General features: G+C 43.5%; 28 protein-coding genes. 24 read left to right on the forward strand and 4 right to left on the reverse strand.

Features of this window, described 5'->3' with window-relative positions; all coding sequences use genetic code 11:
- Positions 1-5: 5 nt before the first annotated feature.
- The 15 genes from DUL71_RS18390 to DUL71_RS18460 all read left to right on the forward strand — a co-directional run bounded on the left by DUL71_RS18390 (position 6) and on the right by DUL71_RS18460 (position 10,995).
- A complete protein-coding gene (locus DUL71_RS18390; protein ID WP_112568432.1) occupies positions 6-263 on the forward strand; it encodes an acyl carrier protein in 258 nt (85 codons plus the stop codon).
- A complete protein-coding gene (locus DUL71_RS18395; protein ID WP_114939477.1) occupies positions 263-1,141 on the forward strand; it encodes an LpxL/LpxP family acyltransferase in 879 nt (292 codons plus the stop codon). Before DUL71_RS18390 ends, DUL71_RS18395 begins: the two co-directional genes overlap by 1 nt.
- A complete protein-coding gene (locus DUL71_RS18400) occupies positions 1,138-1,563 on the forward strand; it encodes a hotdog family protein (protein ID WP_114939478.1) in 426 nt (141 codons plus the stop codon). The genes DUL71_RS18395 and DUL71_RS18400 overlap by 4 nt, the downstream gene beginning before the upstream one ends.
- Positions 1,564-1,571: 8 nt before the next feature.
- On the forward strand, positions 1,572-2,216 hold the full coding sequence (locus DUL71_RS18405; protein ID WP_114939479.1) for a hypothetical protein: 645 nt from the start codon (positions 1,572-1,574) through the stop codon (positions 2,214-2,216).
- 12 nt (positions 2,217-2,228) lie between these two features.
- Complete coding sequence (locus tag DUL71_RS18410) at positions 2,229-2,654, forward strand: acyl-CoA thioesterase (RefSeq protein WP_208645594.1); 426 nt, start codon at positions 2,229-2,231, stop codon at positions 2,652-2,654.
- Positions 2,655-2,666: 12 nt separating this feature from the next.
- Complete coding sequence (locus tag DUL71_RS18415) at positions 2,667-3,803, forward strand: beta-ketoacyl synthase N-terminal-like domain-containing protein (protein WP_114939480.1); 1,137 nt, start codon at positions 2,667-2,669, stop codon at positions 3,801-3,803.
- 252 nt (positions 3,804-4,055) lie between these two features.
- Positions 4,056-5,306 (forward strand): NAD(P)/FAD-dependent oxidoreductase, encoded by a 1,251-nt coding sequence (locus DUL71_RS18420; protein WP_114939481.1) that lies wholly within the window; start codon positions 4,056-4,058, stop codon positions 5,304-5,306.
- Positions 5,307-5,351: 45 nt separating this feature from the next.
- Complete coding sequence (locus DUL71_RS18425) at positions 5,352-5,966, forward strand: hypothetical protein (protein WP_114939482.1); 615 nt, start codon at positions 5,352-5,354, stop codon at positions 5,964-5,966.
- Complete coding sequence (locus tag DUL71_RS18430) at positions 5,959-6,222, forward strand: phosphopantetheine-binding protein (RefSeq protein WP_114939483.1); 264 nt, start codon at positions 5,959-5,961, stop codon at positions 6,220-6,222. Before DUL71_RS18425 ends, DUL71_RS18430 begins: the two co-directional genes overlap by 8 nt.
- A gap of 3 nt (positions 6,223-6,225) precedes the next feature.
- On the forward strand, positions 6,226-7,425 hold the full coding sequence (locus DUL71_RS18435) for a beta-ketoacyl-[acyl-carrier-protein] synthase family protein (RefSeq protein ID WP_114939484.1): 1,200 nt from the start codon (positions 6,226-6,228) through the stop codon (positions 7,423-7,425).
- A 3-nt stretch (positions 7,426-7,428) separates the two neighbouring features.
- Complete coding sequence (locus DUL71_RS18440; RefSeq protein ID WP_114939485.1) at positions 7,429-8,478, forward strand: beta-ketoacyl synthase chain length factor; 1,050 nt, start codon at positions 7,429-7,431, stop codon at positions 8,476-8,478.
- On the forward strand, positions 8,472-9,245 hold the full coding sequence (locus DUL71_RS18445) for a polysaccharide deacetylase family protein (protein WP_114939486.1): 774 nt from the start codon (positions 8,472-8,474) through the stop codon (positions 9,243-9,245). The genes DUL71_RS18440 and DUL71_RS18445 overlap by 7 nt, the downstream gene beginning before the upstream one ends.
- 184 nt (positions 9,246-9,429) lie before the next feature.
- On the forward strand, positions 9,430-10,038 hold the full coding sequence (lolA2, locus tag DUL71_RS18450) for a flexirubin biosynthesis/transport protein LolA2 (RefSeq protein WP_208645595.1): 609 nt from the start codon (positions 9,430-9,432) through the stop codon (positions 10,036-10,038).
- Positions 10,001-10,636: a flexirubin biosynthesis protein LolB2 gene (lolB2, locus tag DUL71_RS18455; protein WP_114939488.1), complete on the forward strand. Its 636-nt coding sequence runs from the start codon at positions 10,001-10,003 to the stop codon at positions 10,634-10,636. The genes lolA2 and lolB2 overlap by 38 nt, the downstream gene beginning before the upstream one ends.
- Positions 10,636-10,995: an ApeI family dehydratase gene (locus DUL71_RS18460; RefSeq protein ID WP_114939489.1), complete on the forward strand. Its 360-nt coding sequence runs from the start codon at positions 10,636-10,638 to the stop codon at positions 10,993-10,995. Before lolB2 ends, DUL71_RS18460 begins: the two co-directional genes overlap by 1 nt.
- A 175-nt stretch (positions 10,996-11,170) precedes the next feature.
- Here the strand turns inward: DUL71_RS18460 and DUL71_RS18465 are convergent, their stop codons facing one another.
- Both DUL71_RS18465 and DUL71_RS18470 read right to left on the reverse strand, forming a co-directional pair.
- Complete coding sequence (locus DUL71_RS18465; RefSeq protein ID WP_114939490.1) at positions 11,171-11,758, reverse strand: DUF308 domain-containing protein; 588 nt, start codon at positions 11,756-11,758, stop codon at positions 11,171-11,173.
- Positions 11,759-11,872: 114 nt separating this feature from the next.
- Positions 11,873-12,469: a Crp/Fnr family transcriptional regulator gene (locus DUL71_RS18470; protein ID WP_112568402.1), complete on the reverse strand. Its 597-nt coding sequence runs from the start codon at positions 12,467-12,469 to the stop codon at positions 11,873-11,875.
- A gap of 457 nt (positions 12,470-12,926) precedes the next feature.
- On the opposite strand from DUL71_RS18470, the gene DUL71_RS18475 reads away from it, so the two are divergent.
- The gene (locus DUL71_RS18475; protein ID WP_114939491.1) at positions 12,927-15,350 is read left to right on the forward strand and encodes a TonB-dependent receptor domain-containing protein; all 2,424 of its coding nucleotides are present in this window, start codon (positions 12,927-12,929) and stop codon (positions 15,348-15,350) included.
- Between the two features lie 57 nt (positions 15,351-15,407).
- Here the strand turns inward: DUL71_RS18475 and DUL71_RS18480 are convergent, their stop codons facing one another.
- The gene (locus DUL71_RS18480; protein WP_114939492.1) at positions 15,408-15,761 is read right to left on the reverse strand and encodes a hypothetical protein; all 354 of its coding nucleotides are present in this window, start codon (positions 15,759-15,761) and stop codon (positions 15,408-15,410) included.
- 140 nt (positions 15,762-15,901) lie between these two features.
- Here DUL71_RS18480 and DUL71_RS18485 point away from each other — a divergent pair, with 140 nt between their 5' ends.
- The 3 genes from DUL71_RS18485 (at position 15,902) to DUL71_RS18495 (ending at position 17,812) form a co-directional block, all read left to right on the forward strand.
- Positions 15,902-16,228: a nucleotide pyrophosphohydrolase gene (locus DUL71_RS18485; RefSeq protein WP_114939493.1), complete on the forward strand. Its 327-nt coding sequence runs from the start codon at positions 15,902-15,904 to the stop codon at positions 16,226-16,228.
- Between the two features lie 116 nt (positions 16,229-16,344).
- Positions 16,345-17,229, forward strand: a complete 885-nt coding sequence (locus DUL71_RS18490) for a DUF4349 domain-containing protein (RefSeq protein WP_114939494.1) — start codon at positions 16,345-16,347, stop codon at positions 17,227-17,229.
- 169 nt (positions 17,230-17,398) lie between these two features.
- Positions 17,399-17,812 carry a hypothetical protein gene (locus tag DUL71_RS18495; protein ID WP_114939495.1) on the forward strand — a complete coding sequence of 138 codons (414 nt, stop codon included), beginning with the start codon at positions 17,399-17,401 and terminating at the stop codon, positions 17,810-17,812.
- Positions 17,813-17,985: 173 nt separating this feature from the next.
- Here the strand turns inward: DUL71_RS18495 and dapF are convergent, their stop codons facing one another.
- Positions 17,986-18,771: a diaminopimelate epimerase gene (gene dapF / locus DUL71_RS18500; RefSeq protein ID WP_114939496.1), complete on the reverse strand. Its 786-nt coding sequence runs from the start codon at positions 18,769-18,771 to the stop codon at positions 17,986-17,988.
- Between the two features lie 192 nt (positions 18,772-18,963).
- Between dapF and DUL71_RS18505 the strand changes: the two genes are divergently transcribed.
- From DUL71_RS18505 to DUL71_RS18530, 5 genes are all read left to right on the forward strand, one after another.
- Positions 18,964-20,499 carry a Do family serine endopeptidase gene (locus DUL71_RS18505; protein WP_114939497.1) on the forward strand — a complete coding sequence of 512 codons (1,536 nt, stop codon included), beginning with the start codon at positions 18,964-18,966 and terminating at the stop codon, positions 20,497-20,499.
- Positions 20,500-21,014: 515 nt separating this feature from the next.
- Positions 21,015-21,398, forward strand: a complete 384-nt coding sequence (locus DUL71_RS18515) for a (deoxy)nucleoside triphosphate pyrophosphohydrolase (RefSeq protein ID WP_114939499.1) — start codon at positions 21,015-21,017, stop codon at positions 21,396-21,398.
- Positions 21,399-21,681: 283 nt separating this feature from the next.
- Positions 21,682-22,257, forward strand: coding sequence for a DUF6134 family protein (locus DUL71_RS18520; RefSeq protein WP_154402428.1), 576 nt, complete (start codon positions 21,682-21,684; stop codon positions 22,255-22,257).
- Positions 22,258-22,280: 23 nt separating this feature from the next.
- Positions 22,281-22,919 carry an RNA polymerase sigma-70 factor gene (locus DUL71_RS18525; protein ID WP_114939501.1) on the forward strand — a complete coding sequence of 213 codons (639 nt, stop codon included), beginning with the start codon at positions 22,281-22,283 and terminating at the stop codon, positions 22,917-22,919.
- Positions 22,916-23,911: a FecR domain-containing protein gene (locus tag DUL71_RS18530; protein ID WP_114939502.1), complete on the forward strand. Its 996-nt coding sequence runs from the start codon at positions 22,916-22,918 to the stop codon at positions 23,909-23,911. The genes DUL71_RS18525 and DUL71_RS18530 overlap by 4 nt, the downstream gene beginning before the upstream one ends.
- Positions 23,912-23,931: the final 20 nt, after the last annotated feature.

Raw genomic sequence — 23,931 nt, forward strand, 5'->3', positions numbered from 1 at the left:
CCATTATGCAAATTGAAGAGATCATTGAAAGAATCAACAGCTTCCTGGCCGAAGAATTTGAGGTTGATGCAGATAAAATGGTACCCACAGCAAACCTGAAAGAAACCCTTGACCTGGATAGCCTTGATTATATCGACCTTGTTGTTGTAATTGAAAGCAACTTTGGGTTCAAAGTAAAACCAGAGGATTTTACGGGCATTGTTACCTTCCAGGATTTTTACGATTACGTAGTATCACGCGTACAACCTAAGGAGCTTGCATAATGCCCGCCTGGCAGGGAAAGTCTAAAGGCAACACCCTTGGCTATCGCATTTTTGTAAGCGTTTTAAAAACTGCCGGTGTAATGCCGGCTTATTTTATGCTGAGGTTTGTGGCGCTTTACTACTTCCTGTTTTCGTGGCAAACATCAAAAGGCACTTACTACTATTTCCATAAGCGGCTCGGTTACGGCAAGGTAAAATCCATATTCAAGCTCTATCGTAATTATTACCTTTTTGGGCAAAGTATTATTGATAAAGTGGTGATCATGTCGGGCATTCCCAACAAGTTTACCTTTAATTTTGATGGGATAGATAACCTGCGGCAGATAGCAGCCATGAACAGAGGCGGCTTACTGCTCAGCTCGCACATAGGCAGCTGGGAAATAGCAGGCGAACTGCTTGATCACATCAATACCCGCATTAACATTGTAATGTTTGATGGCGAAGACAAGCAGATCAAGCAATACATGGATTCGGTAACGGGCGAGCGGAAAATAAATATCATCGTGATCAAGAATGATCTGTCGCACATATTCCGGATCAACGCGGCATTCCAGAACAATGAGCTGGTTTGCATGCATGCCGACAGGTATATCGAGGGCAATAAAACCATAACACGGGAGTTTTTAGGTGAGGACGCGAAATTTCCGGCAGGCCCTTTTGTAATGGCCGAAAAGTTTAAAGTGCCGGTAACATTTGTTTACGCACTTAAAGAAAGCGCGTTGCACTATCACTTTTTCGCCAGCCCGGTAAAAGATTATTCGGACCTGGGCAAGGGTAAGGGAATGGAACAGCTGATAGGTGATTTTATCACCAGCTTTGAAAACAAGGTAAAAACGTATCCCGAACAGTGGTACAACTATTATAATTTTTGGAAATGACCTTACCAACACAGGATGTTTTATCACTTGTTCCACAGCGCCCACCGTTTGTGATGGTTGATACACTGGTGTCTTCATCTGATAATACCACGTTGACCTCGCTGCTGATACTACCAGAAAATGTATTGGTAAGTGACGGAGAGTTAAGTGAAGCCGGTATGGTAGAGAACATTGCCCAAACCGCTGCGGCAGGCGCCGGATATGTCGCCCAACAATTGGGCAAACCCGTGCTGCCGGGCTTTATTGGTGCTGTAAAAAACCTGGAAGTTTTTGCTTTGCCAAAAGTTGGCGACACCATAGAAACCGAAGTAAAAATTGAGAACCAGGTTTTTGACGTTACCATCATTAAAGGAAGAGTTACCTGCAAGGGCAGTACGTTAGCCCAATGCGAAATGAAAATATTTATACAACCCCAACAATAATATCAACCATGAAAAAAACCGCAATTAAACTGAGTTTACTTATAGTTTTATTAACCGCTTTCTTAAAACCGGCATCAGCCCAAACAAAGGCCGAGGTGTTCGACAAAAAAACACCTGTTACCTGGCTGGGACTTGATTTTTCTCAAATGAAATTCATCGGTTCGGAAGCTGCTTATAAAGGTGAGGTGATCAATGCCGAATTTGTTGGCAAATACATCCCGGCCTGGGCAAATTTCTTTATCATCGAGCCTAAAAAATATAACCCGGCTAAAGCTGTTCACCGCGACTCGGTTCATTTTGCCATGAACGTTACCGAAAAAGTTAACAACGCGCTTACCAAAAACTTTTTTGATACCAACCCTAACGATTTCAAAGTACTGACCGAAAAAGACATTGATGCCCTGGTTAAAAACTACGATTTTATGGGTAATAAAGGTATCGGCATGCTGCTTATTGTTGAAGGTATGGATAAAGGCCGTAAAGAAGCCGGAGCCTGGGTAACCTTTGTAAACATGAACGATAAAACTGTGCTATACACCGTTTTCCGTACGGGCAGCAGCTTTGGTTTCGGCTTTAAAAATTACTGGGCGCATCCTTGGTACGAGATCCTGAAAGATTTTGGTAAAGATTTCGACCTGTTTAAAAGATACTAATCCCTTCGTGTTTTGCAGCAATCTTTAATAAATACTATAGAAATAGAGGTCAAATTCAGCGATGTGGATATGCTGGGCGTAGTTTGGCATGGCAATTACATTCGTTATTTTGAGGACGGCCGCGAAGCTTTCGGCAAGCAATATGGCCTGGGTTATATGGATGTGTATAACGCGGGCTATGTTGTACCTATAGTTAATGTAAACTGCGATTATAAACGCTTTTTACGCTACGAGGATAAGGTGATTATCGAAACCACTTACACCCCTACCGAATCAGCGAAGATCAATTTTACGTACCGGCTGCTCAACGCTCAAACCGGCGAACTGATTGTTAAAGGCTCAACCGTACAGGTATTTGTGCGCCGCGAAAATTTTGAACTGCAACTCACCAATCCGGATTTCTTTTTGGATTGGAAACAAAAACAAGGATTGATATAACACAACGCCACGATGAAGAAGGTTTTCCTTGTTGCCGATAATATTATCTCGCCGCTGGGCACTACAACTGCGCAAAACTTTGAGCACTTGGTTAACGGCGTTACGGGCGTGAGGCAACATGATGATAAAGCCATGTCTGACGGGCGTTTTTTCGCATCGTTATTTGAAAAAGGATATTTTCAAACTGATGAATGCTGGACAAAATTCGAGCACCTCCTCATTGCTTCTTTAACCGAAATCTTGTATGGAGTCGATAAAAATATATCCGACAAAAAAACTGTTCTGATCATTTCCACCACTAAAGGCAATATCAGCCTGTTGGAAACTGAAGAACCAGGCCCGGAATTAGATGCGCGCATTGCCCTGCATACTTCAGCCAAAAAAATAGCCCGGCATTTTGGTTTTGTAAATGAACCTATAGTTATTTCGCATGCCTGCATCTCGGGTTTAGTTGCCATGATCACCGGGATGCGATTAATCCAATCCGGGCAATACGACCATGTTGTTGTTGCCGGGGCCGATGTGATCTCAAAATTTGTATTATCTGGTTTTCAATCTTTCCAGGCTGTTAGTCCAGGCTTGTGCAAACCTTTTGATACAGACCGGGACGGGATCAACTTAGGCGAGGGCGCAGCTACAGTTATTCTATCGGCAGAAAGACCGGATGGAGAAGTTATTGAATTAGCTTCGGGTGCCGTGAGTAACGATGCCAACCATATTTCGGGGCCATCGCGCACCGGCGAGGAATTATTTTATGCCATCAATAAAGCGATGGATACGGCAGGCTTAAAGCCGGAAGATATCGACTTCATATCTGCCCATGGCACCGCGACCGTTTATAACGACGAAATGGAAGCAAAAGCTGTAACGCTGGCCGGTTTGCAAAATGTTCCGCTCAATAGCCTGAAAGGCTTTTATGGGCATACTTTAGGTGCTTCGGGCTTGATAGAAGCTATTATTTCAGCGCAATCGCTGAGGCAAAATACTATTATACCAACAAAGGGCTTTAGCAAGCAGGGCGATGCCAACCCGGTAAATGTTTGCAGTCAATTGATATCAAAGCCGCTCAGCAATTGCCTTAAAATAGCATCGGGCTTTGGGGGCTGTAACGCGGCTATAATTTTAACCAAATTAAAAACAGCACCATAGGGTTGTGCTATATTTCTTACAATGAATAGGACAGGAATAAAAAATATAACAGCACAGCGCGTACACAATTTGGAGATTCAATTCATTGCCGTTGGCTTTAGCCAACGGTAAAAGAGACAGGCAATACGGGCTTTAGCCCAAATGTCCGCGTGGTATTGGGCTGAAGCCCTTGTTAACTTTACATTACTCCGTTGGCTAAAGCCAACGGCAATGAAATTTTAAATACATAAATAATATAATCATAGATTATAAATGAACACAGAACAGGTAGACGTATTGGTAATAGGTGCCGGTCCGGCGGGAACGGTAGCCGCATCCATTGTACACCAGGCAGGTTTTAAGGTAAAAATTGTAGAAAAACAGCTTTTCCCCCGCTTTGTAATTGGTGAAAGCTTACTACCACGCTGCATGGAAGCATTATCCGAAGCCGGTTTTGTGGATGCAATAAGCGAAAAGGGCTTTCAGCAAAAAGCAGGTGCCAAATTTGTGAAAGACGGCAAGATCTGCGATTATCAATTTGCCGATCAGTTTACCCCCGGTTGGAACTGGACCTGGCAGGTGCCCCGTGCCGATTTTGATAAAACATTGGCCGACACCGTTGAAAAAATGGGTGTGCCTGTTCATTACGAAACTACCGTTACCAATATCGTTTTCAACGGCCAGGATTCGGTAACCACGGTGGTGGATAAAGAGGGTAACCAAACCGAGATCTCGGCCCGCTTCATTATCGATGGCAGCGGCTACGGCCGGGTGATCCCGAAACTGTTTAACCTCGACAGGCCATCAACCCAGGTTCCGCGCAAAGCGCTTTTTGTGCACACTGTTGATAAAAAACGATCAATGGCCGATGAGCCAAACCGCATCACCATTGTGGTTCACCAGCCCGGCGTTTGGATCTGGATCATCCCTTTTGCCAACGGCATTACCTCGCTTGGCTTTGTGGGCAATCCGGAGTTTTTTAAACAATACGAAGGTACCGACGAGGAAATTCTGCGCGGCTTAATTGCATCGCAGCCATATTTTGCCGAGCGTTTTGAAGATGTGGAGTTTGCCTTCGCGCCAAGGGTTTTGGAGTCATGGTCTGCCACTACAGATAAGTTTTACGGCGATGGTTTTGTACTTACGGGCAATGTTACGGAGTTCCTTGACCCCATATTTTCATCTGGCGTAACACTGGCTACAGTATCGAGCCAAACAGCAGCCAAACTGGTGATCCGTAAGTTGAACGGAGAAACTGTGGATTGGGACAAAGAATACATGCAGCACATGATGCAGGGTGTAAATACCTTCCGCTCATATGTTACCTCGTGGTATGAGGGTGTTTTGGATACTATATTTTTTGCGGATAACCAGGATTCGCTTGTGAAAAGCCAGATCTGCTCCGTATTGGCAGGTTATGTATGGGACCTGGATAACCCTTACGTTAAAAATCACGAAACGGCATTGCATAAACTGGCCCGTACCATTACCCTGAGGGATATGGTAGCGGCCGATAAAAGCTAAAAGCCTTTTACTTGATTGTGAATCTATCAACAGACACTATATAAATTGAACGATCAGTATTACATATCAGCTCATTGCAGTATCAGCAACAACATTGTTAGTTATAACAACGAGGCGGTGTTTGAGGGTACCGGTCATGATATTCCCGGTTTTTTACTGTCGGTTTACCAGCATCTTGGGGTAAAATACCCTAAGTTTTATAAAATGGATAACCTGGCAAAGCTGGGCTGGCTTGCCGCCGAAGTTTTGCTGAAGGATTTTGATAAGACAAAATATCAACCGACCGACATAGGCGTGGTATTAAGCAATGCGGGTTCGAGCCTTGATGCTGATAAGCGATACTATGATTCGGTGCAGGATATTGCAAGTCCGGCGTTGTTTGTTTATACCTTGCCCAATATTGTTATTGGAGAGATCTGCATTCGTCATCATTTTAAAGGCGAAAACGCTTTTTATATTTTTGAGCGGTTTAATGCCGAATTCATAAGCAGCTACGTTTCTGTTTTATTGGAGACCGGACAATTACAAGCTTGTATCTGTGGTTGGGTAGAAATGACGGCGACAGGCTATAAAGCCGTTTTGTTTTTGGTAGAAAAAGAAGGAGCAACACCCTTCACAACAGAAAATATTAATAAAATTTACAGTACAGCAAATGGATAAATTAATAGCCGATCTGAAAGAGCAGATCATCGAACAGTTGAACTTACAGGATGTGAAGCCGGAGGATATAGGTGATGATCAGTCGCTTTTTGGTGATGGTTTGGGGCTTGATTCGATAGACGCGCTGGAGCTGATTGTGCTGTTACAGCAGAAATACAAAGTAAAACTCTCTAATGCAGAGGATGGCCCTAAGATCTTCCGTTCGGTTCGTACCATTGCCGAGTTTATTGAAAGTAACAAGATCCCGAACGCCTAAGCAATGGATCAACCTGTTTTTATAGCCGGTGCTGGGGTAATTTCGGCCATAGGTAATACTGTGGCTCAAAACCTGCTGTCGCTTGAACAGGAAAAAACGGGCATTGCCCCTATCCAATACCTGGATTCAGAACACAAGGATGAATTTCCGGTTGGAGAAGTTAAACTAAGCAATGATGAGCTTGCGGAACTGTCGGGATTTAAACCCGGAATCAGCCGCACAGCTATGCTGAGTTTAATCTCCGCGCGGGAGGCTCTAACCGATGCAGGGATCGCCAATCTTGCAGGCTTAAGAACAGGCTTCATTTCTGCCAATACCGTTGGCGGCATGGATAAAACCGAAGATTTTTTCAGGGATTTTTTAAGCGATAATGCCAAAGGCAGGTTACGCGACGTAGTTAACCACGAATGTGGAGCAGTTACCAATTTAGTTGCTGATCAACTGGGGATCCGGCATTATGTAAGTACCATCAGCACGGCATGTTCTTCATCGGCCAACGCCATTATGTACGGGGCAAGGCTCATCAAAAATAACATGCTCGATGTGGTGATAGCCGGAGGCACCGATGCCCTAACCCGCTTTACACTGAATGGCTTCAATACCCTTATGATATTGGATAAGCAGCCTTGCCAACCCTTTGATGCCAATCGCCGTGGCCTTAATCTTGGCGAGGGTGCAGGCTATGTGGTACTGATATCTGAGCGGATAGCGGCATCGCTTAAAAAAGAATTGTATTGTACGTTAAGCGGTTATCACAATGCCAATGATGCTTATCATCAAACAGCATCATCGCCTACGGGAACAGGATCATTACTGGCAATGGAAGGGGCATTAAAAAGAAGTGGTTTGCAACCTGCTGATATCGGTTATATTAATTTACACGGTACAGGCACACAAAATAATGATAGTTCGGAAGGGGCGGCTATCAGCAAGCTATTTGCAGGGCATAATCCAAAAATGAGCCCTACCAAAGCTTTTACCGGGCATACGCTTGGAGCCAGTGGCGGCATTGAAGCCGTATTTTCGGCATTGGCTGTGCAGCGCGGCTTGGTATACCCTAATCTGCGTTTTGAAACGCCTATGGAAGGATTTCCCTTTACGCCCGAAACCCGCTTTTCATCACAGCCGGAAATAAAACATGTACTGTCCAACTCGTTCGGATTTGGCGGTAATTGTTCATCATTAATATTTTCAAAATTATAGGCGATGTACATCAGGGCAGCAAGCAATATATCGCCACAAAATACCTTCGGCAATCAGCCGTTACTTCAGGAACTGGCCGAATACACCGGCGACAGGCTGAGCTGTATCGAACCGGATTATAAAGCCCTGATCGATCCCAAACTCATCCGCCGCATGAGCCGCATCATTAAAATGGGCGTAGCCGCCGGGATGGATTGTTTGCATCAAGCCGGGATCCAAATACCCGATGCAATTATCACCGGAACCGCCTATGGCTGTTTGGAAGATACCAATACTTTCCTGAGTAAAATGGTGCAGCAAAACGAGGAAGCACTTGCCCCTACCGCGTTCATCCAATCAACCCATAATACCATCAGCGCGCAGATAGCCCTGTTGCTCCAATGCCATCAGTATAACAATACATTTGTAAATGGCGGAGCATCATTTGAAAATGCCCTGCTTGATGCCATGATGCTTTTGTACGAGGGAGAGGCCTCCAATGTATTGGTTGGCGGCATTGATGAAATCACCAATAACAGCCACGCTATTTTAAAACGGATAGGCTTATATCGCAGTCAACCGGTATCAAACTTTGAACTGTTTAATACTCCGGGCAAGGGGACAATGGCTGGCGAAGGTTCGGCGTTTTTTATGTTAAGTAAGGATGCTTCCGATGCCGATTGGGCTAAAATTGATGGTGTATCCAGCTTTTATAAACCTCGCAATACTGCTGAAATAAAGCAACAGATCAGCATCTTTTTGCAAAGCCAAAACACCAATGTCCATGAGATAGACCTGGTAATAACCGGCAATAACGGGGATTTAAGAAATGATGCCCTTTACGGACAATTGCAGCAATATGATTTTGCGAATGTGCCCGCGATTAATTACAAAGCCCTCTGTGGCGAATACCCAACCTCTTCCGCATTTGCAATGTGGCTGGCGGCTCATGAAATTAAAAATGGAACCTGTTCATTTGTACCAGAAAGCGAAGAAATTCCGTTAAAGAAAGTGCTCATTTATAACCACTATGAAAATATCCACCACTCGTTAATCCTGCTTTCGGCATGCTAAACTTCAGGAATACCAATATCCTTTTTATTGGCCTGCTGGGGTTAATAATCTGGCAGCACATTACCGAAGGGGTATCATGGTGGAGTTACCCGGTGCTGATCTTTGTTTACTCGCTGATATTGTTTTATGGATGCTATTACATCGGCTCCAACTTTTTTATGCGGGTGATGTGTTCGCTTAAAACAAACAAAAAAATCATTGCCATTACTTTCGATGACGGGCCAGATGCCGTGGCTACCCCTCAGATCCTGGATATTTTAAAACAGTATAACACCCCTGCAGCGTTCTTCTGTATTGGTAACAGGATCCAGGGCAATGAAGCTATTGTAAAACAAATTCACGAACAGGGGCATATTATCGGCAACCATAGTTTTTCACACCATTTCTGGTTCGATCTGTTTTCAGCGGTCAAAATGCAGGATGATCTGCTTCAGGCCAACCAGCTGGTCAGGCAGACTATTAATTTAAGCCCGCTATTGTTCAGGCCTCCTTATGGAGTGATCAACCCCAACCTTAAAAAAGCAATTTTAAGAAGCAGGGCGATACCTATTGGCTGGAGCGTACGATCAATGGACACCGTTATTAGTGATCCTGAAAAACTGTTAAAAAAGATCACCCGCCGCTTAAACCCCGGCGCAATTTTCCTGTTTCATGATACGGGAGCCGCAACAATTTTGGTATTGCCCCTGTTTATTGAACAGGCCAAAGCAAAGGGCTACGAGATAGTGCGGCTGGATAAAATGCTAAATTTACAGGCTTATGTGTAGATTGATTTTTATTGAAGAAAATATAAAAGATGTTGAATTTGGGGCTGTGCGATTCCCTCCCCTGGGAGGGTGTAGGGAGGGGTTTGATCCGCGTTTAACCCCTACCTCCTCCTTCCCCAAGGAAGGAATCGCACGTCCCGTCGCACATTTAACATTCTATAAATTATTGCTATTTTTTTGTATCGTGTTTGGCTCAGCCATCACCGCCCAGGCTCAACACGCAGGCTATACCCAACTCTCCGATCTCACCAAATTCAAACAGCAGTTTGCCGAAGTAGCAGCGAAAACCAACAGTATCAAAAGCGATTTCACTCAGGAAAAAAACCTGAGCATGCTTTCGGAAAAGATCACTTCAAAAGGAAAATTCTGGTACCGCAAGCCCAATATGCTGCGGATGGAATATACCCAACCATTCAACTACCTCATGATCCTGAATAAGGATAATGTATACATTAGAGACGGTCAAAAGGAAAACAAGGTATCCACCCGTTCAAATAAAGTTTTTAAACAGATCAACAAAATTGTGGTCGACTGCATCCAGGGCACAGCCCTTAACAGCGGCGATTTTAAATCGGCAGTTTATGAAAACAAGGGCACCTACCTGGTTTCACTTTCGCCGGTTAACAAACAACTGAGCGATTTTTTTAAAACCATTGAGATCACCGTAGACAAAAAAGATTATTCGGTAAACACCATCGAAATGCTGGAAAGTTCGGGCGATAGCACCATCCTGCATTTTACTAATAAAGAGATCAATGCCAATATTCCGGACGCGCTTTTTGCTATTAAGTAGTTGCCTGCTCGTACTGGCCGGCTGCTCATCGGTTTACAAAAACCTGAAACCGGCAGAGGGTAACGTACGTGAGATCAAGAAATTCGCGCCCGATTTCACCAACGTACTTTATAAAACCGAGGTAGATGTTGTAGGCGGTCACCATTTGAGCGGACTGCTACTTATTAAAACCCTGCCCGATAAAAGCGTACGCATGGTATTCAGTAATGAGATGGGTTTTAAGTTTTTTGATTTCGAATTTAAACCCGATGGAGGGTTTAAGGTATATTATATCATTAAACAAATGGATAAGCGCCCGGTGATCGTCACCCTGCAAAAAGATTTTGAACTGGTGATGATGCGTAAACAAAACCCCGAAACAGGTTATATGCGCCAGGATAATAGCTTCCTGTACTATGTTTTCCCGCAGGAAAAAGGCGCTAATTATTACATTACCAACCAAGCAGGAACAGAGCTTATCCGTATCGAGCGCTCATCCGACAGGAAACCGGTAGTGCAGGCCATTATGCATAATTTTCACGATGGCATTCCTGATACCATAGGTATCAGCCATAAAAACTTTAAATTTAATATTGGCCTAAAACGCCTAAAACGATAATGCTCAAGGATACTTTTTTTACTTTCAGCCCCCCTGAAATTGATGGCAATTTGCTTAAAACCACCATTACCCTTAACCCAACGCATGATATTTTTAAAGGGCATTTTCCGGGCAACCCTGTTGTGCCAGGTGTTTGCATGATGCAGATGATCAAAGAGGTATTGGAGAGCTATTTAAGTAAAAAGCTGAAGCTTGTTAAAGCTGATAATATCAAGTTTCTATCGTTCATTGATCCTAATCAACATGGGCAGGTTGGATTACAGGTTAAGATGAGCGTGGTTAATGAACAGGTTAAAACCGATGCGCAACTGGTAAATGAAGAGGTTGTGTTTTTGAAGTTTAAGGGAATTTTTCAATAGAAATATGCCATTCCTTAATTCCCTCCTCGGGGAGGGCTGCGAAGGAAACGAGTAGTGGCAGGGAGGGGTTTATCCAACTTCTTTATCGAATAAGCATGTTGAAGAAACCCCTCCCTACACCCTACCAGGGGAGGGAATCGCACATCCCCCCGCTCTCGTTGGCTAATGTTAACTATTAATTCTGTGCAACCGCTTTAGCGCTTTTACCTAACCTGATAGCCGCTAATAAATAATAAAAAGCGCCAAAGGCCGAATATCCTGCCAAATTCACAATACCCATATTAGGCGAATGTGCCATGGCGATAAATGATATACCGGCAAGCATGGATTGGCCGCCGCTTAATATCATTGGCCATTGGCCGCCAAATTCTTTCCGTCTTTTTAAGCCCAATACCAATTGGATCAAGCCAGTTAATAAGGCCCAGGCCCCAAATACAATTAAGGCCGCAGGTACGCCTTTGGTTATAGCAAAACCCACTGCCAAGGTGGTGACAATACTGATGGCGGCGTTAACATACTGTGGCGTTACAGATGTTCCATTACCCTTATTAGCGCGAATATCGAGGAATGTACCTACAACATCCCACAGCGGATAGATCACGAGCAGTACAACTGCCGCGGTGTAAGATGTTTTAGCCAATAAGGATACCAATAATACCCAGGTAACAGAAAATGCTACCCTGATAAAATAAAGTTTGCGCAGCTCGCGCGCTGTATTAGCCGCGGCTGATGTTTCTATGATCAATGTTTTATTTGCTGACATGGTTTTCAATATTTATTTCGTTTTGTTTGACGAAGCAAAGTTGGGCACAAAACGAGGCAGTAATTTTCACCTGGGTGAAAACTACAGACGGCATTTGTCAGCAGAGTTTCGTTTTTAGGGCTTTTGCTGCGATAGCCGCTTTTTGATGCGGGTAAGCGACGGGTTTTTGATGCCCAGGTAGGATGAAATGTGATATGCAGGAATACGGCTTACAATATTGGGGTGCTGTGTTATCATTTTTAAATAACGTTCTTCAGCCGTATTGAACATAAATTCTTCGGTACGAGCCTGGGATTGGTTAAAGAATAATTCGGCTATCAGGCGACCGAAGCGTGGCCAGCCGGTTGGCGTGCCATAAAGATACTGCAGGTCGTTGTAGTTGATGGATATGATCTCGGCATCTTCCATAGCCTGGATATAATAAGCGCAGGGATACTGATTGACAAAACTCCGGAAGGATACCAGGAACTGCCGCTCGGAGAAAAAGTAGATATTTTTTTCTTCCTGCGTTTCGGGATGCACATAGTAGATCCGGAACAGGCCTTTGGTGATCAGCGCCAGATCGGTACATACAATGTTCTGCATGTTAAAAAAATCGCTCTTCTCAATTTTACGGGTGCGCCAGTAAGGCAAACTAACGTTGACATCGTTTGCCGATAGCTCGGCAAACTTGCCAAGCAAATCGTTCAATACTTCCTGTTTTGATTCCATACTGTTAACAAAGCGTAATCATTCCAAATATCGGCACAAAAAACCACAGTAATTTTCACCAGGGTTAATAACATCAGGTTTTATTTTCTTATTTTACAATCAAACTAAATTGAACAAAAAACAATCACGTAATCAATCAATATCATGAAGAATATAAATACATCTCCCCATGTTAGTGAGTTTGATAGAGATAACCCTCTTCCTGGCAGCTATTATCCTGGCCGTGTCGGGTCCTCGAAAAAGCAAAAAGAAAAGTAATAACCTCCATTCGGATGCCCTTTTGCGCTCCGAATATCACGTAACCGAAAGTGGGGGATTGGAACATGTAAAAAGCGAAATCTAATACAAGGCCAAGCCTCCGGAAACATATCTAAAAATAAAATAGAGCCGTCGCTAAACAATTAGCGGCGGTTTTTTATTTATTTTACAAACATTATAAACCACAACCTGCCCCCGTTTGAAACATATTTACAGCGTTCTGTTTTTCAGTTTGATTTATAGCGGCCTGTTTGCCCAGGTAAAAGTATCCGGTAAAGTAACCGGCGTTTCCCAAAATCCCTTAGTCTTTGCCGTTGTTAATCTGCAACAGCAAAACTCCGAGCAAACCCGGGCGGTACAAACCGATTCAGTAGGTTGGTTTAGCTTTACTGCTGTTGATAAAGGCAATTACAACCTAACCGTCACTTATACCGGCTATCAAACAACAGTGCTTAAATTAAGCCTGCAGCAGGATACTACCTTATCCGTTACCCTTGTGGATAATACCACACAGTTAAATGAAGTAAAAGTAACCGCAAGTAAAGCCTCTGTCGAAAATAAAAGCGATAAACTGGTTTACAACGTATCTACAAGTGCAACATCTGCCGGGGCGGATGCGCTTACAGTTATTGGCCGGGTGCCGGGCGTAAAAGTTGGGGATAACGATTTAAGCATTGTTGGCAAAGGCAGTGTTAAAGTTATGGTGAACGAAAGACTGGTTCAGCTGGCAGGTACCGATCTGCTTCGTTACCTGCGGTCGTTATCCGCAAGCCAGGTTGGCACCATCGAGCTGATTAAAAACCCGGGGGCCGCTTATGATGCCGAAGGGAACGCCGGGCTTATTAATATTACATTAAAGCATAGCAAAAAGCAGGGTTATTCGGGCAGTGTGCAGGTAAATCAAAAACAATGGCTGCATAATCCGGCTTCGGTTTATGGCACCAGCAACTATTGGTGGCTTAATGCAAGCGGCGATATCAATTATAATACAGCCAAACTATCAGCCTATGCTAGTGTAAACGTTGATCATGACCACGAGCTGGAAGGCTTTGAAACCGATATCTATTACCCTAAACAAACCTGGCTGCAAACCGATACGGGCAATTACCGCTACCATAATTTAAATTTTATTGCCGGGGCCGATTACCGGTTTAGTCCGAAGGTTACCGCCGGGGTAAACTACCAGGGCGGCAAAAACACTTATGATGGGTCGGACCATGTGAATAACCCAATCATCAATAACGGCAGCGGCGCTATCGATTCAACGCTGAAAACCTACGCTACTTATCACCCGGTGGCCATCAGCAACGCGGTGAACCTGCATAGCACTATCAGCCTGGATACCGCCGGCGCAAAACTGGTACTTAATGCCGACTATTTTAATTACTACCGCACCGACCGATCTGATTTTGAGAGCAACACCTACCTTGCCGATGGCTCATTGAATGCCGACAGCCGAAACCGCTATCATGATACCAATAAACAGGATATCAACATTTACACTTTTAAAGCAGATGCTTTTTTACCTACCAAATACGCCCGCTTTGCTTTTGGTGGTAAGCTGAGTTTTATCAATAATTACAGCAACGCTTTTTACTATAAAAAGACGGCTAACGATTCATTGAGTTATGACCGCAACCTGAGCAATGAGTTTACCTATACCGAAAATACCCAATCGGTTTATGGCAGTATCAACCGCGAAGATGGTAAATGGAAATACCAGGCCGGCTTGCGTGTTGAACGTACCGAAACTAAAGGTTTTTCGCATACGCTTAACCAAACTACCATTAACAATTACACCCGGCTATTCCCGTCGGCAACAGTTAGTTACCAGGCAGGAGTCGACCACAGCCTTGCGTTAAATTTTGGCAGGCGGGTTAACCGGCCAACTTTCTGGAACCTTAACCCATTCAAGAGCCTGTTCACCGCTTACAGTTACGGCGAGGGGAACCCTTATCTCCAACCTGAGTACAATACCAACTTTGAGCTTTCGCATACCTACAAAAACAGGCTTACATCGGCCATATTTTTAAACGTCACCAACAACGGTTTCAACAACGTAACCATTGCCCGGGCAGATACCAACCTGGTTTATACCACGCCGCTCAACTTTATTAAAACTTACCGGGCAGGCATCTCCGAAAATTATTCGATGCAATTGCTGAGCTGGCTTGATAATAATAACCAGTTCACGTTTTACCATACCGATGCAAAATCGGCATTAGCGGCAGTAAAAGGGATCAGCGGGTTCGGGGCTTATATAGCTACCAACAATAACATTTATTTTAATGCCGGTAAGAGTTTTTCTGGAGCCGTGAATTTCTGGTACCAATTTCCTGAAATTGATCACATTGGCCGCAGCGATGCTTATTATAAACTTGACCTCGGTATTAAGGCCTCCGTTTTTAAAAAGAAGGTAGATGTTTCATTTGTGATGAATGATGTTTTCAGGAGCAGCGCTTCGGCAGTTACTACCGTTGTCAATGGTGTACGGCAAAAGTATACCAACTTCCAGATTAACAGGTATGCCCTGGTGGGCATCAGCTATCGTTTTGGGAATAGCCTAACTAAAACCGAGAAACAGGATACCGGCAACCAAGACGAGAAAGGCAGGATCCATTAAAAGCAAAAAGGGAGCCACTGCGGGCTCCCTTTAAACAATCACAAAACAAAAGCAAGGTTACATTTTACCTGAGCTGTCTTTGCCCATTTTACCTTTACTCATTTTACTTTTAGACATTTTATCGTGGCTCATTTTATTTGAACCCATTTTGTCTTTTGACATTTTATCAGCGCCCATTTTGTCTGAGGCCATTTTATCGTGGCTCATCTTGTCTTTGCCCATTTTATCTGAGGCCATTTTATCATGACTCATTTTGTCTTTACTCATCTTATCCTTTTTCATTTTACCGGTATCACTAAGTAAAACGGTATTATGCAAAGGAGCCAATGTTTTAGCCTGTACATTAACTGTAAGGCCGGCAATAGCAAAAATGGCGATAAAAGCGCCTGAAATGATTGATCTGGTTTTCATGTTTGATTTTTTAAGTTGTTTGCCCCTTAGTCGTGCCGGGCAACGAAACCTTACAATGTATTTTCATTTTGTTTTCGGGAGATACCTATTCGCCTCATTCCAAAAATTTTCATGAAATTCGGCCACAATAAAACTGTTTTATGGAGATCAGCGAAGCACAAAAACTGGTAGATAACTGGATAAAAACAATGGGGATCCGGTACTTTAACGAACTCACCAACACCGCCATCTTAATGGAAGAGGTTGGTGAAGTAGCCCGCATTATGGCCAGGCAATACGGCGAGCAATCATTCAAAAAATCAGATACCGAAGTTAACCTTGCCGATGAAATGGCCGATGTGCTTTTTGTGCTCATTTGCCTGGCCAATCAAACCGGCATCGACCTTACCGAAGCCCTTGAAAAAAATATGCAAAAGAAAAGTATCCGCGATGCTGAACGGCATAAAAACAATAAAAAGCTCAAATAGATAAAATTTAATTTTATCTATTGCATAAAAACAAAATTAAATTCTTTAAAACTTAATTTTAATGCAATTTAATAAGGAAAAGGACGTTTAATCCAAAACAATTAAACAGCCTTATTATGAAAACCTATTTTTTCCTGTCGATAAGCTTTTTGCTTGTACTAACATCATGCAAACATGATACAGAACAAAAAGTAAAGGTGCAAGACGTAGTGTTAACGCCACCTCCTCCTGTAGAAGAAAAGAGCATTGCAGCTACAGATCAGCTGGAAGATGCCGGTACTGCTAATAAACCGGCCGCGCCTAACCCATCCATTACCGACACTGCTAAAAAGATCATTAAGGAAGGTGATATTCGCTTTGAAACTGGTAACCCAAAGGCGGCTAAACAAAATATCGTCTCTTCACTAAAAAAGTTAGGCGGTTATCTTGCCGAAGAAAACGAAACTACCAGCAGCGAAACCAATCAGAAAGAGTATAGCCTCAAGATCAGGGTGCCCTCCAAAAACTTCGATGTATTTTTAAACAATTTAACGTCCAGTGCAGACCATATCGAATCAAAGAATATCCATATCCGCGATGTAACCACGCAGTTTATAGATGTTCGCGCCGAGATCGGCAATAACAAACAGTTAGAACAACGTTATCTGCAACTGGCGGCCAAAGCAACCAAAATGACCGATTTGCTGGCGATAGAAGATAAACTGGCCAGTATCCGTACAGCTATTGATTCGGCCCAGGGGCAACTTAATTACCTGAGCAGCCAAGTTAGTTACAGCTCACTTGATATCAGCTTTTATACCCGGCATGCGGGAGAAGTAAACACCGGCAACGGCTTTGGTTATAAATTTAAGACCGCAATTGGCGAGGGCTGGGAAGTTTTACAAAACCTGTTTTTCGCGCTTATAGCATTGTGGCCTTTAATGATGGGCGCTGTCATCTTTCTGCTGCTGATCAGGCGCTGGAAAAGGCGGAGAAAAGCAAACATTATAACCGAGGTGTAAAAATTATCGCTAAAGTTAATTTAATATTAAAATTATAAAATACTAAAATGATAAAAGGTATTACTTTATGAAGATTTAATTATAAGAGTAGAATCTTTATTAAATTAATTAATAAATGCTTGACAAGTAGAAATTTAACGCTAATTTTAAGCATCCTAATTGATTGATCATGATCCGTGTACGGTCTAAAGTTGTACTGTTGGTTGCCCCACATGTAGTTGGGCTTGAGGTATTGCCTAATAACAAGGTTTTTAAACATATTTCAACAACCGCGGCTATCTTTCCGGTCATACATGATATCAAACCCAACCTGCTCATTCTCGATTACGACTATCTTGTTCAGGATATCGAAAAAATCCTTCGTCGCTTAAGTTCAAACCCCGCATACAAAGGCATCAAAATTTGCTGCTATAAAAATAAATGGCACTCTAAAGTCGATCCTTTCCTGAAAACCTTAGGCGTTGATCATATTTTTTACGCTGAAGACATGAAGCAGGAAGCCTCTCGCAAAACCGCCTTTGAAGCCATCGGCGATGTTATAATGGATGGAACGTTTTTCAACTTGCTAAAACCGGTACATTAAGAGCCCCTCTATTATTTCATGCCGTTGCGAGGAGGAACGACGAAGCAATCGCATACTATACAGAGCTACTCTGCTTCCGTGCGGTTGCCACGCTTCGCTCGCAATGACATAGTTTTTTGCCCCCGTTTTTCAACTCCAAAACTCTTGATTCCTGAATCTAATAGTCCTGATTCTTAAATAACCACTTCTCCCTCAAAAACCTTAACAGCCGGACCTTCTAAGAAGATATCGGTAAAAGCTTTGCCATCATAATCAAAGCGAATGTTGAGGTTACCGCCCAATACCTTTATAGGAGTGGTGATATGTCCTGTTTGTTCGTTATGTTGCGCCATGGCTAATGCTACCGCTGTAACACCCGTACCGCAGGCAAAAGTTTCATCCTCTACCCCACGCTCAAAGGTGCGTACAAAATAACCGTCTTCGGCAGGCTCAACAAAATTTACATTGATGCCTTTTTCGTGATAGGTTTCATTATTGCGGATGGCATAGCCCTCGGTATACATATCGCGCTCGGCCAGGCCGTCAACCAGTTTTACATAGTGTGGCGAACCTGTATTGAGCACATAGGCCTCAGCATCTTTGCTAACATCGTTTACATCTATCATTTGCAGGCTCACCCAATCGCCCTCGTCTGAAATTTTGGCATAATGCGGACCATCGACAGCCAAAAATTCAGTTTCGGATTCAATAACGCCTAAAAATTTGGCAAAAGCCACAATGCACCTACCGCCATTGCCGCACATGCTGCTCGGCTGACCATCGGCATTGTAATAAACCATCTCAAAATCGTACCCTTCTTTGTTCTGCAGCAGCATGAGGCCATCGCCCCCGATACCAAAACGGCGGTCGCAAAGGCTTGAAATTAGCTTAGGATTATGATGATCAACGCTGTTATCGCGGTTATCTATCAAAATAAAATCATTTCCGGCGCCCTGGTACTTATAAAAATGTAAATTCACGTTATTATACTATTTAATGTCAGCTTATTAGTATTAGCAAAACCCGTGCTAACAATTAAAAAAGCCAATGTTGATCTATTTAACAAATTTTAACATAAAACGCAATAACTTATCGTTGATTATCTCGTCTATATGGTATTAAATTTGATTTGTAAAATAAGTAAACTTAATAATAAGAAAGGCAAATTATAAATGAAAAAGATAGGTTTAACACTATTAACCGCTTTTGTTGGAGGGGCGATGGCCTTAGGGGTATACAAGGTTATCGAAAACAAGTACTCAGACAACATGAGCTTTGAGGACAAACAGAAAGTATATTTTACCAGCAACCCGTCGGCTCCGGTATCATCAACCGGCGATCTGGATTTTACACAAGCGGCTGCCGTAGCTACCCCAGCGGTGGTTTACATCCGCACTACGTATAGCAGCAAGGCCAGCGGTGGCGGTCAGGATCAGCTGGAGCAAATGTTTGGCGATATGTTTGGTCAGCGTTCGCGTCCGCAAGGTCCGCAAATGGCATCTGGTTCGGGCGTTATCATTTCGCCTGATGGCTATATCGTAACCAACAACCACGTGGTTGAAAAGGCCGACAAAATTACTGTTGCCACCAATGATCACCGTACATTTAGCGCCAAAGTTATAGGTACCGATCCAAGCACCGACCTGGCCCTGATTAAAGTAAGCGCTACCAACCTGCCTATTGTAAAATTAGGCAACAGCGACGACGCTAAAGTTGGCGAATGGGTTTTAGCCGTTGGTAACCCGTTTAACTTAACTTCAACCGTTACAGCCGGTATCATCAGCGCTAAAGGCCGTAACATAGGTATTATTGGCAGCGAAGATAATTCGGACGAAAACCCGTTCGGTCGTACACGCCAGCAAACCGGCCCTAAGCTGAACAAGGCTATCGAGTCGTTTATTCAAACAGACGCGGCCATTAACCCTGGAAACAGCGGTGGCGCGTTGGTTAACACCCGTGGCGAGCTGATTGGTATTAATGCTGCTATCGCTTCGCACACCGGCTCATACGAAGGCTATGGCTTTGCTATCCCGGTTAACCTGGCTAAAAAAGTATTGAACGATATCAAAAAATTCGGTACTGTAAAACGCGGTTTTGTAGGTGTTACTTTCACCGAACTTAACCCTGATGTAGCTCAGAAACTTGACGTAACAACCACCAACGGTTTATACGTTAATGATCTTGTACCGGGTGGTGGCGCCGAACAGGCAGGTTTAAAGAAAGGCGATATCATTGTTAAAGTTGAAGGTCAGCAGGTTTATGAATCATCCGACTTGCAGGAACGTGTAGGTCGTTTGCAACCTGGCGATAAGATTAACGTCACCGTATTGCGCGATGGCAAGGATAAAGATTTCGCGGTAACCCTTAAAGGCGACGCGGCACCGGCAACTAACCGTACTGCAGCCACATCTAAATCGGCCGAAGAGCTGTTTAACAAACTGGGCGCAAGCTTCCACGCTTTAACCCCGGCCGAAAAAGCAAAACTGCATGTTAACGGTGGTGTACTGGTAACCCAGGTACGCGAAGGTGGCTTATTTGATGCTGCCGAAATTCCCGAAGGTGTGGTAATCACCAGCATCAATAAAATAGCCATAGGCAGCATTGATGATATTGACAGGGCTATTGTAAAGCCGATACAAGGCAATATTATCATCGCCGGTATCTACCCTGATGGGTCGCACTTCAGCAGCGCGTTCCCGGCTCAATAAGTTTTTTAAGTGATTTTCTATATGAAGCCCCGGTCTATTTAGATCGGGGCTTTCTTTTTTGGCTTTAAAAAAGCGTGGCCTTGAGCGATTCCCTCCCTTGGGAGGGTGTAGGGAGGGGTTTCTTCAACCATGCTTATTTTGTTAATTAGGCGTATAACCCCTCCCTGCCAATACACAATCCTAACGCCCCCCTCCCAAGGGAGGGAATTGTCAACACACGGGTGTGTTTCTACAATAGCTAGGATTCGTAACTTAAGAACTTTTGTTGTAACCAACTTACATCGTCGCCCTCTTGGCCGCGGAGGCCAGTTACTTTACCTTAGATGCAAAGTAACCAAACATCAAGACAAAAAAATGCTTCCCCCCACAGGCTATACTCCCAGGCCCGCTTTTTTGTCGGGCCGGCGCGCTTTTGTTTTGGGGATAATAATGTCTTCTGTTCTTTATAAACTTTACGGTCTTGTTTCCTGACTCTTGCCATCTGGTTTCTTCTTCCAAACTCATATCTTAGAAACGTGATCAAAGTAACCTGCGCTATTATTGTTAATGCCGACGGACTCGTTCTCGCCGCCCAGCGGAGCGCGACCATGAGTCTGCCGTTAAAGTGGGAGTTTCCCGGCGGCAAAATTGAATCCGGCGAAACCGCCGAAGCCTGCCTCATCCGCGAGATTAAGGAAGAGCTTCATGTGGATGTTGAAATTGTTTCTTCTTTGCCAGCTAATACCCACCTTTATCCTAATGTGACCATACAACTGATCCCTTTTATTTGTAGAATTACCTCTGGCGAGATTATTCTTAAAGAGCACCTTGATTTCAAATGGCTACCTAAAGATGAATTGTTAGCTTTGGATTGGGCGGAAGCGGATGTGTCGATTGTTAAATATTATATTGAAAATTAGTTTCTCTTTTCTTTCCAATTATTTTCTACATTTACAATCTATATAACTCACATAGACATAGTAGTATTTAATTAATCAAACAAAATAATGCAAAGGCATAGGGGTAAAAGTTTAGAGTGTTGTAATAAAGTAAACGCGTTAAAAGCTTTATTCAATCACTTTAAAATAATTACCCATGATACCCGCTTTAATAATTTGGTTATTTAAAAAATATATCCGGCCTGCCCTCCAAAACAAAACTTTTCCAACGTTAAATATTTCCGCTCCGCTCAAGTGGATGGCAATGGCAGTTGCTTTACTGTGTCTTGCTGCCGGGGCTGTGGCGCAGGAGCAAACAGTTAAGTACAACGTGTTGCACAGCGGCAAGGTGGTTGGTCACATGAACCTGTACCAAAAACGCCAGGGCGATGAGTTATACCTCAAAATGATCTCCGAGGTAAAAATGCGCTTTATTTTCAGCGTTAAAGTTGATATCCAGGAGGAGAGCATTTTTAATAATGGCAAACTCATCAGTTCTCAGGTTTGCCGTAATGTTAACGGTACCGAAAAGTGTAACCGTCAAACTAAAGCCATCGCTTCGGGCTACCAAACCATTGCCGAAGGTAAATGCGGCAAGACTGTTGATCAAAAACAAATTGCCGCCAACCTGATGTTGTTGTACTGCCGGGAGCCCGAAAACCAGGCGCAGGTATACTCTGATAACTTTCAGCAGTTTTTGCAGGTTAAACAGGTGAGCCCGCATGTATACCGGATAGACTTGCCCGATGGTAACTACAATTTCTACAGCTATACCAATGGTGTGTGCAGCAAGGTTGATATCCATCACACATTATACACCATCCAGATTCAGCTGGCGTGATTGATTTTTAACATTTGGGCTCTATGAATTTAACGGCCAAACAAGCTATCTTTAGCGCTAACATCTCCCCTCTTAAAGTGGAATATAGCGATAGCACGGCCATTGGTTTAATTAAACAGGGAAGCCAGAAGGCTTTTGAGCGACTTTTTAAAGATCACTTTAAAAGCCTGCATGCCTACGCCTACACTTTTTTAAAGGATGATGAAATGGCCGAAGAGGTAGTACAAAATGTTTTTTGCCGCATTTGGGAAAAACGCGATCAGCTTAAAACCGATGGCAGTATCAAGGCTTACCTGTACCGGTCTGTACATAACGAAAGTTTGAACTATTTAAAACACCAGAAGGTACGCGCCAATTTCGGCGTTTATTATGCCGATGAAATGGAGCAGGTTGGCAATGATGATTCGGCTTCAAAAAAGCTGCTTACGGCCGAACTTCAAAAGCATATTGAAAAAGCACTGAGCGAACTGCCCGAGCAGTGCCGAATCATTTTTCAGCTGAGCAGGTTTGAGCAGCTTAAGTACCAGCAAATTGCCGATCAGATGGGACTATCGATCAAAACCATCGAAAACCAGATGGGCAAGGCGCTGCGGGTAATGCGCCAGAAACTGGCGGAGTTTTTACCCATTATTTTATTGTTATTTATTAATTGGTTTGTATGAGCTATACCGGTATGCCCATAGATGATGATTTGCTGGTGAAATACCTGGTTGGCGAAGCTACGCCAACCGAGGAGGAAGCTATACAGAACTGGATTGCCGCTTCGCCTGCTAACAGGCAGGAGTTTGATAATTTTAAACTGATTTGGGATGAGAGCCAGCATATCGCCTCTACCAAAGCCTTGGATGAAGATGCCGCCTATCTCCGCCTGCAAAAAAGGCTAAACAACACAACACCGAACGTTGAAGCGCGATCAGCGCAAGTCCGCAAAATGAAACCCAGCTGGTGGATTGGCATAGCGGCATCGTTATTATTGATTTGTACCGTGGCCTGGCTAACCATCAGTCATTATTATGATAATAGAAACATTGCTTTTGTTAAGATAAACAGCGAGGCTAAAACCCGTACACAAACCCTGCCCGATGGTTCGGTGGTTACGCTGAACAGTCACAGTACCCTTATTTACCCGGAAAAATTTACAGGTACCATCCGTCCGGTTACTATGCTGGGCGAGGCGTTCTTCAAGGTAACGCCTGATAAAACAAAACCTTTTATAATTAAGGTGAACGGTGTAACGGTTAGGGTGGTTGGCACGTCATTCAATGTGAAAAGCCGCGACGATAAAACGCAGGTAATTGTGGAAACGGGCATTGTTAACGTTAGCGAGAAAAGCAGGAATGTAAATCTTAATCCCGGCGAAAAGGTATTAGTTACAAAAAAGGATGGCCTGCTGGCTAAGGAGAGCATCAAAGGGCGCTTATATAACTATTATGCAACTCACGAACTGGTTTGCGACGAAACCCCACTACATGAACTGGTAGGTTCGCTGAATGAGATTTACGGATCGCATATTGTTATCGGCAACAAGGCTATTAATAATCTGCCTATTACCACGGTGTTTAAAGATCAGTCGTTAGATGAAACGCTGCTGGTGATTTCTGAGACCTTTAAGATTAAAGTGGAGCGTGGAAAAAAGGGGATTGTGTTGAAGTAAGCACTGCACGATAAATAGAA

The organism is Mucilaginibacter endophyticus, from assembly GCF_003351025.1.
In the GTDB taxonomy this organism is placed as follows: Bacteria; Bacteroidota; Bacteroidia; order Sphingobacteriales; family Sphingobacteriaceae; genus Mucilaginibacter; species Mucilaginibacter endophyticus.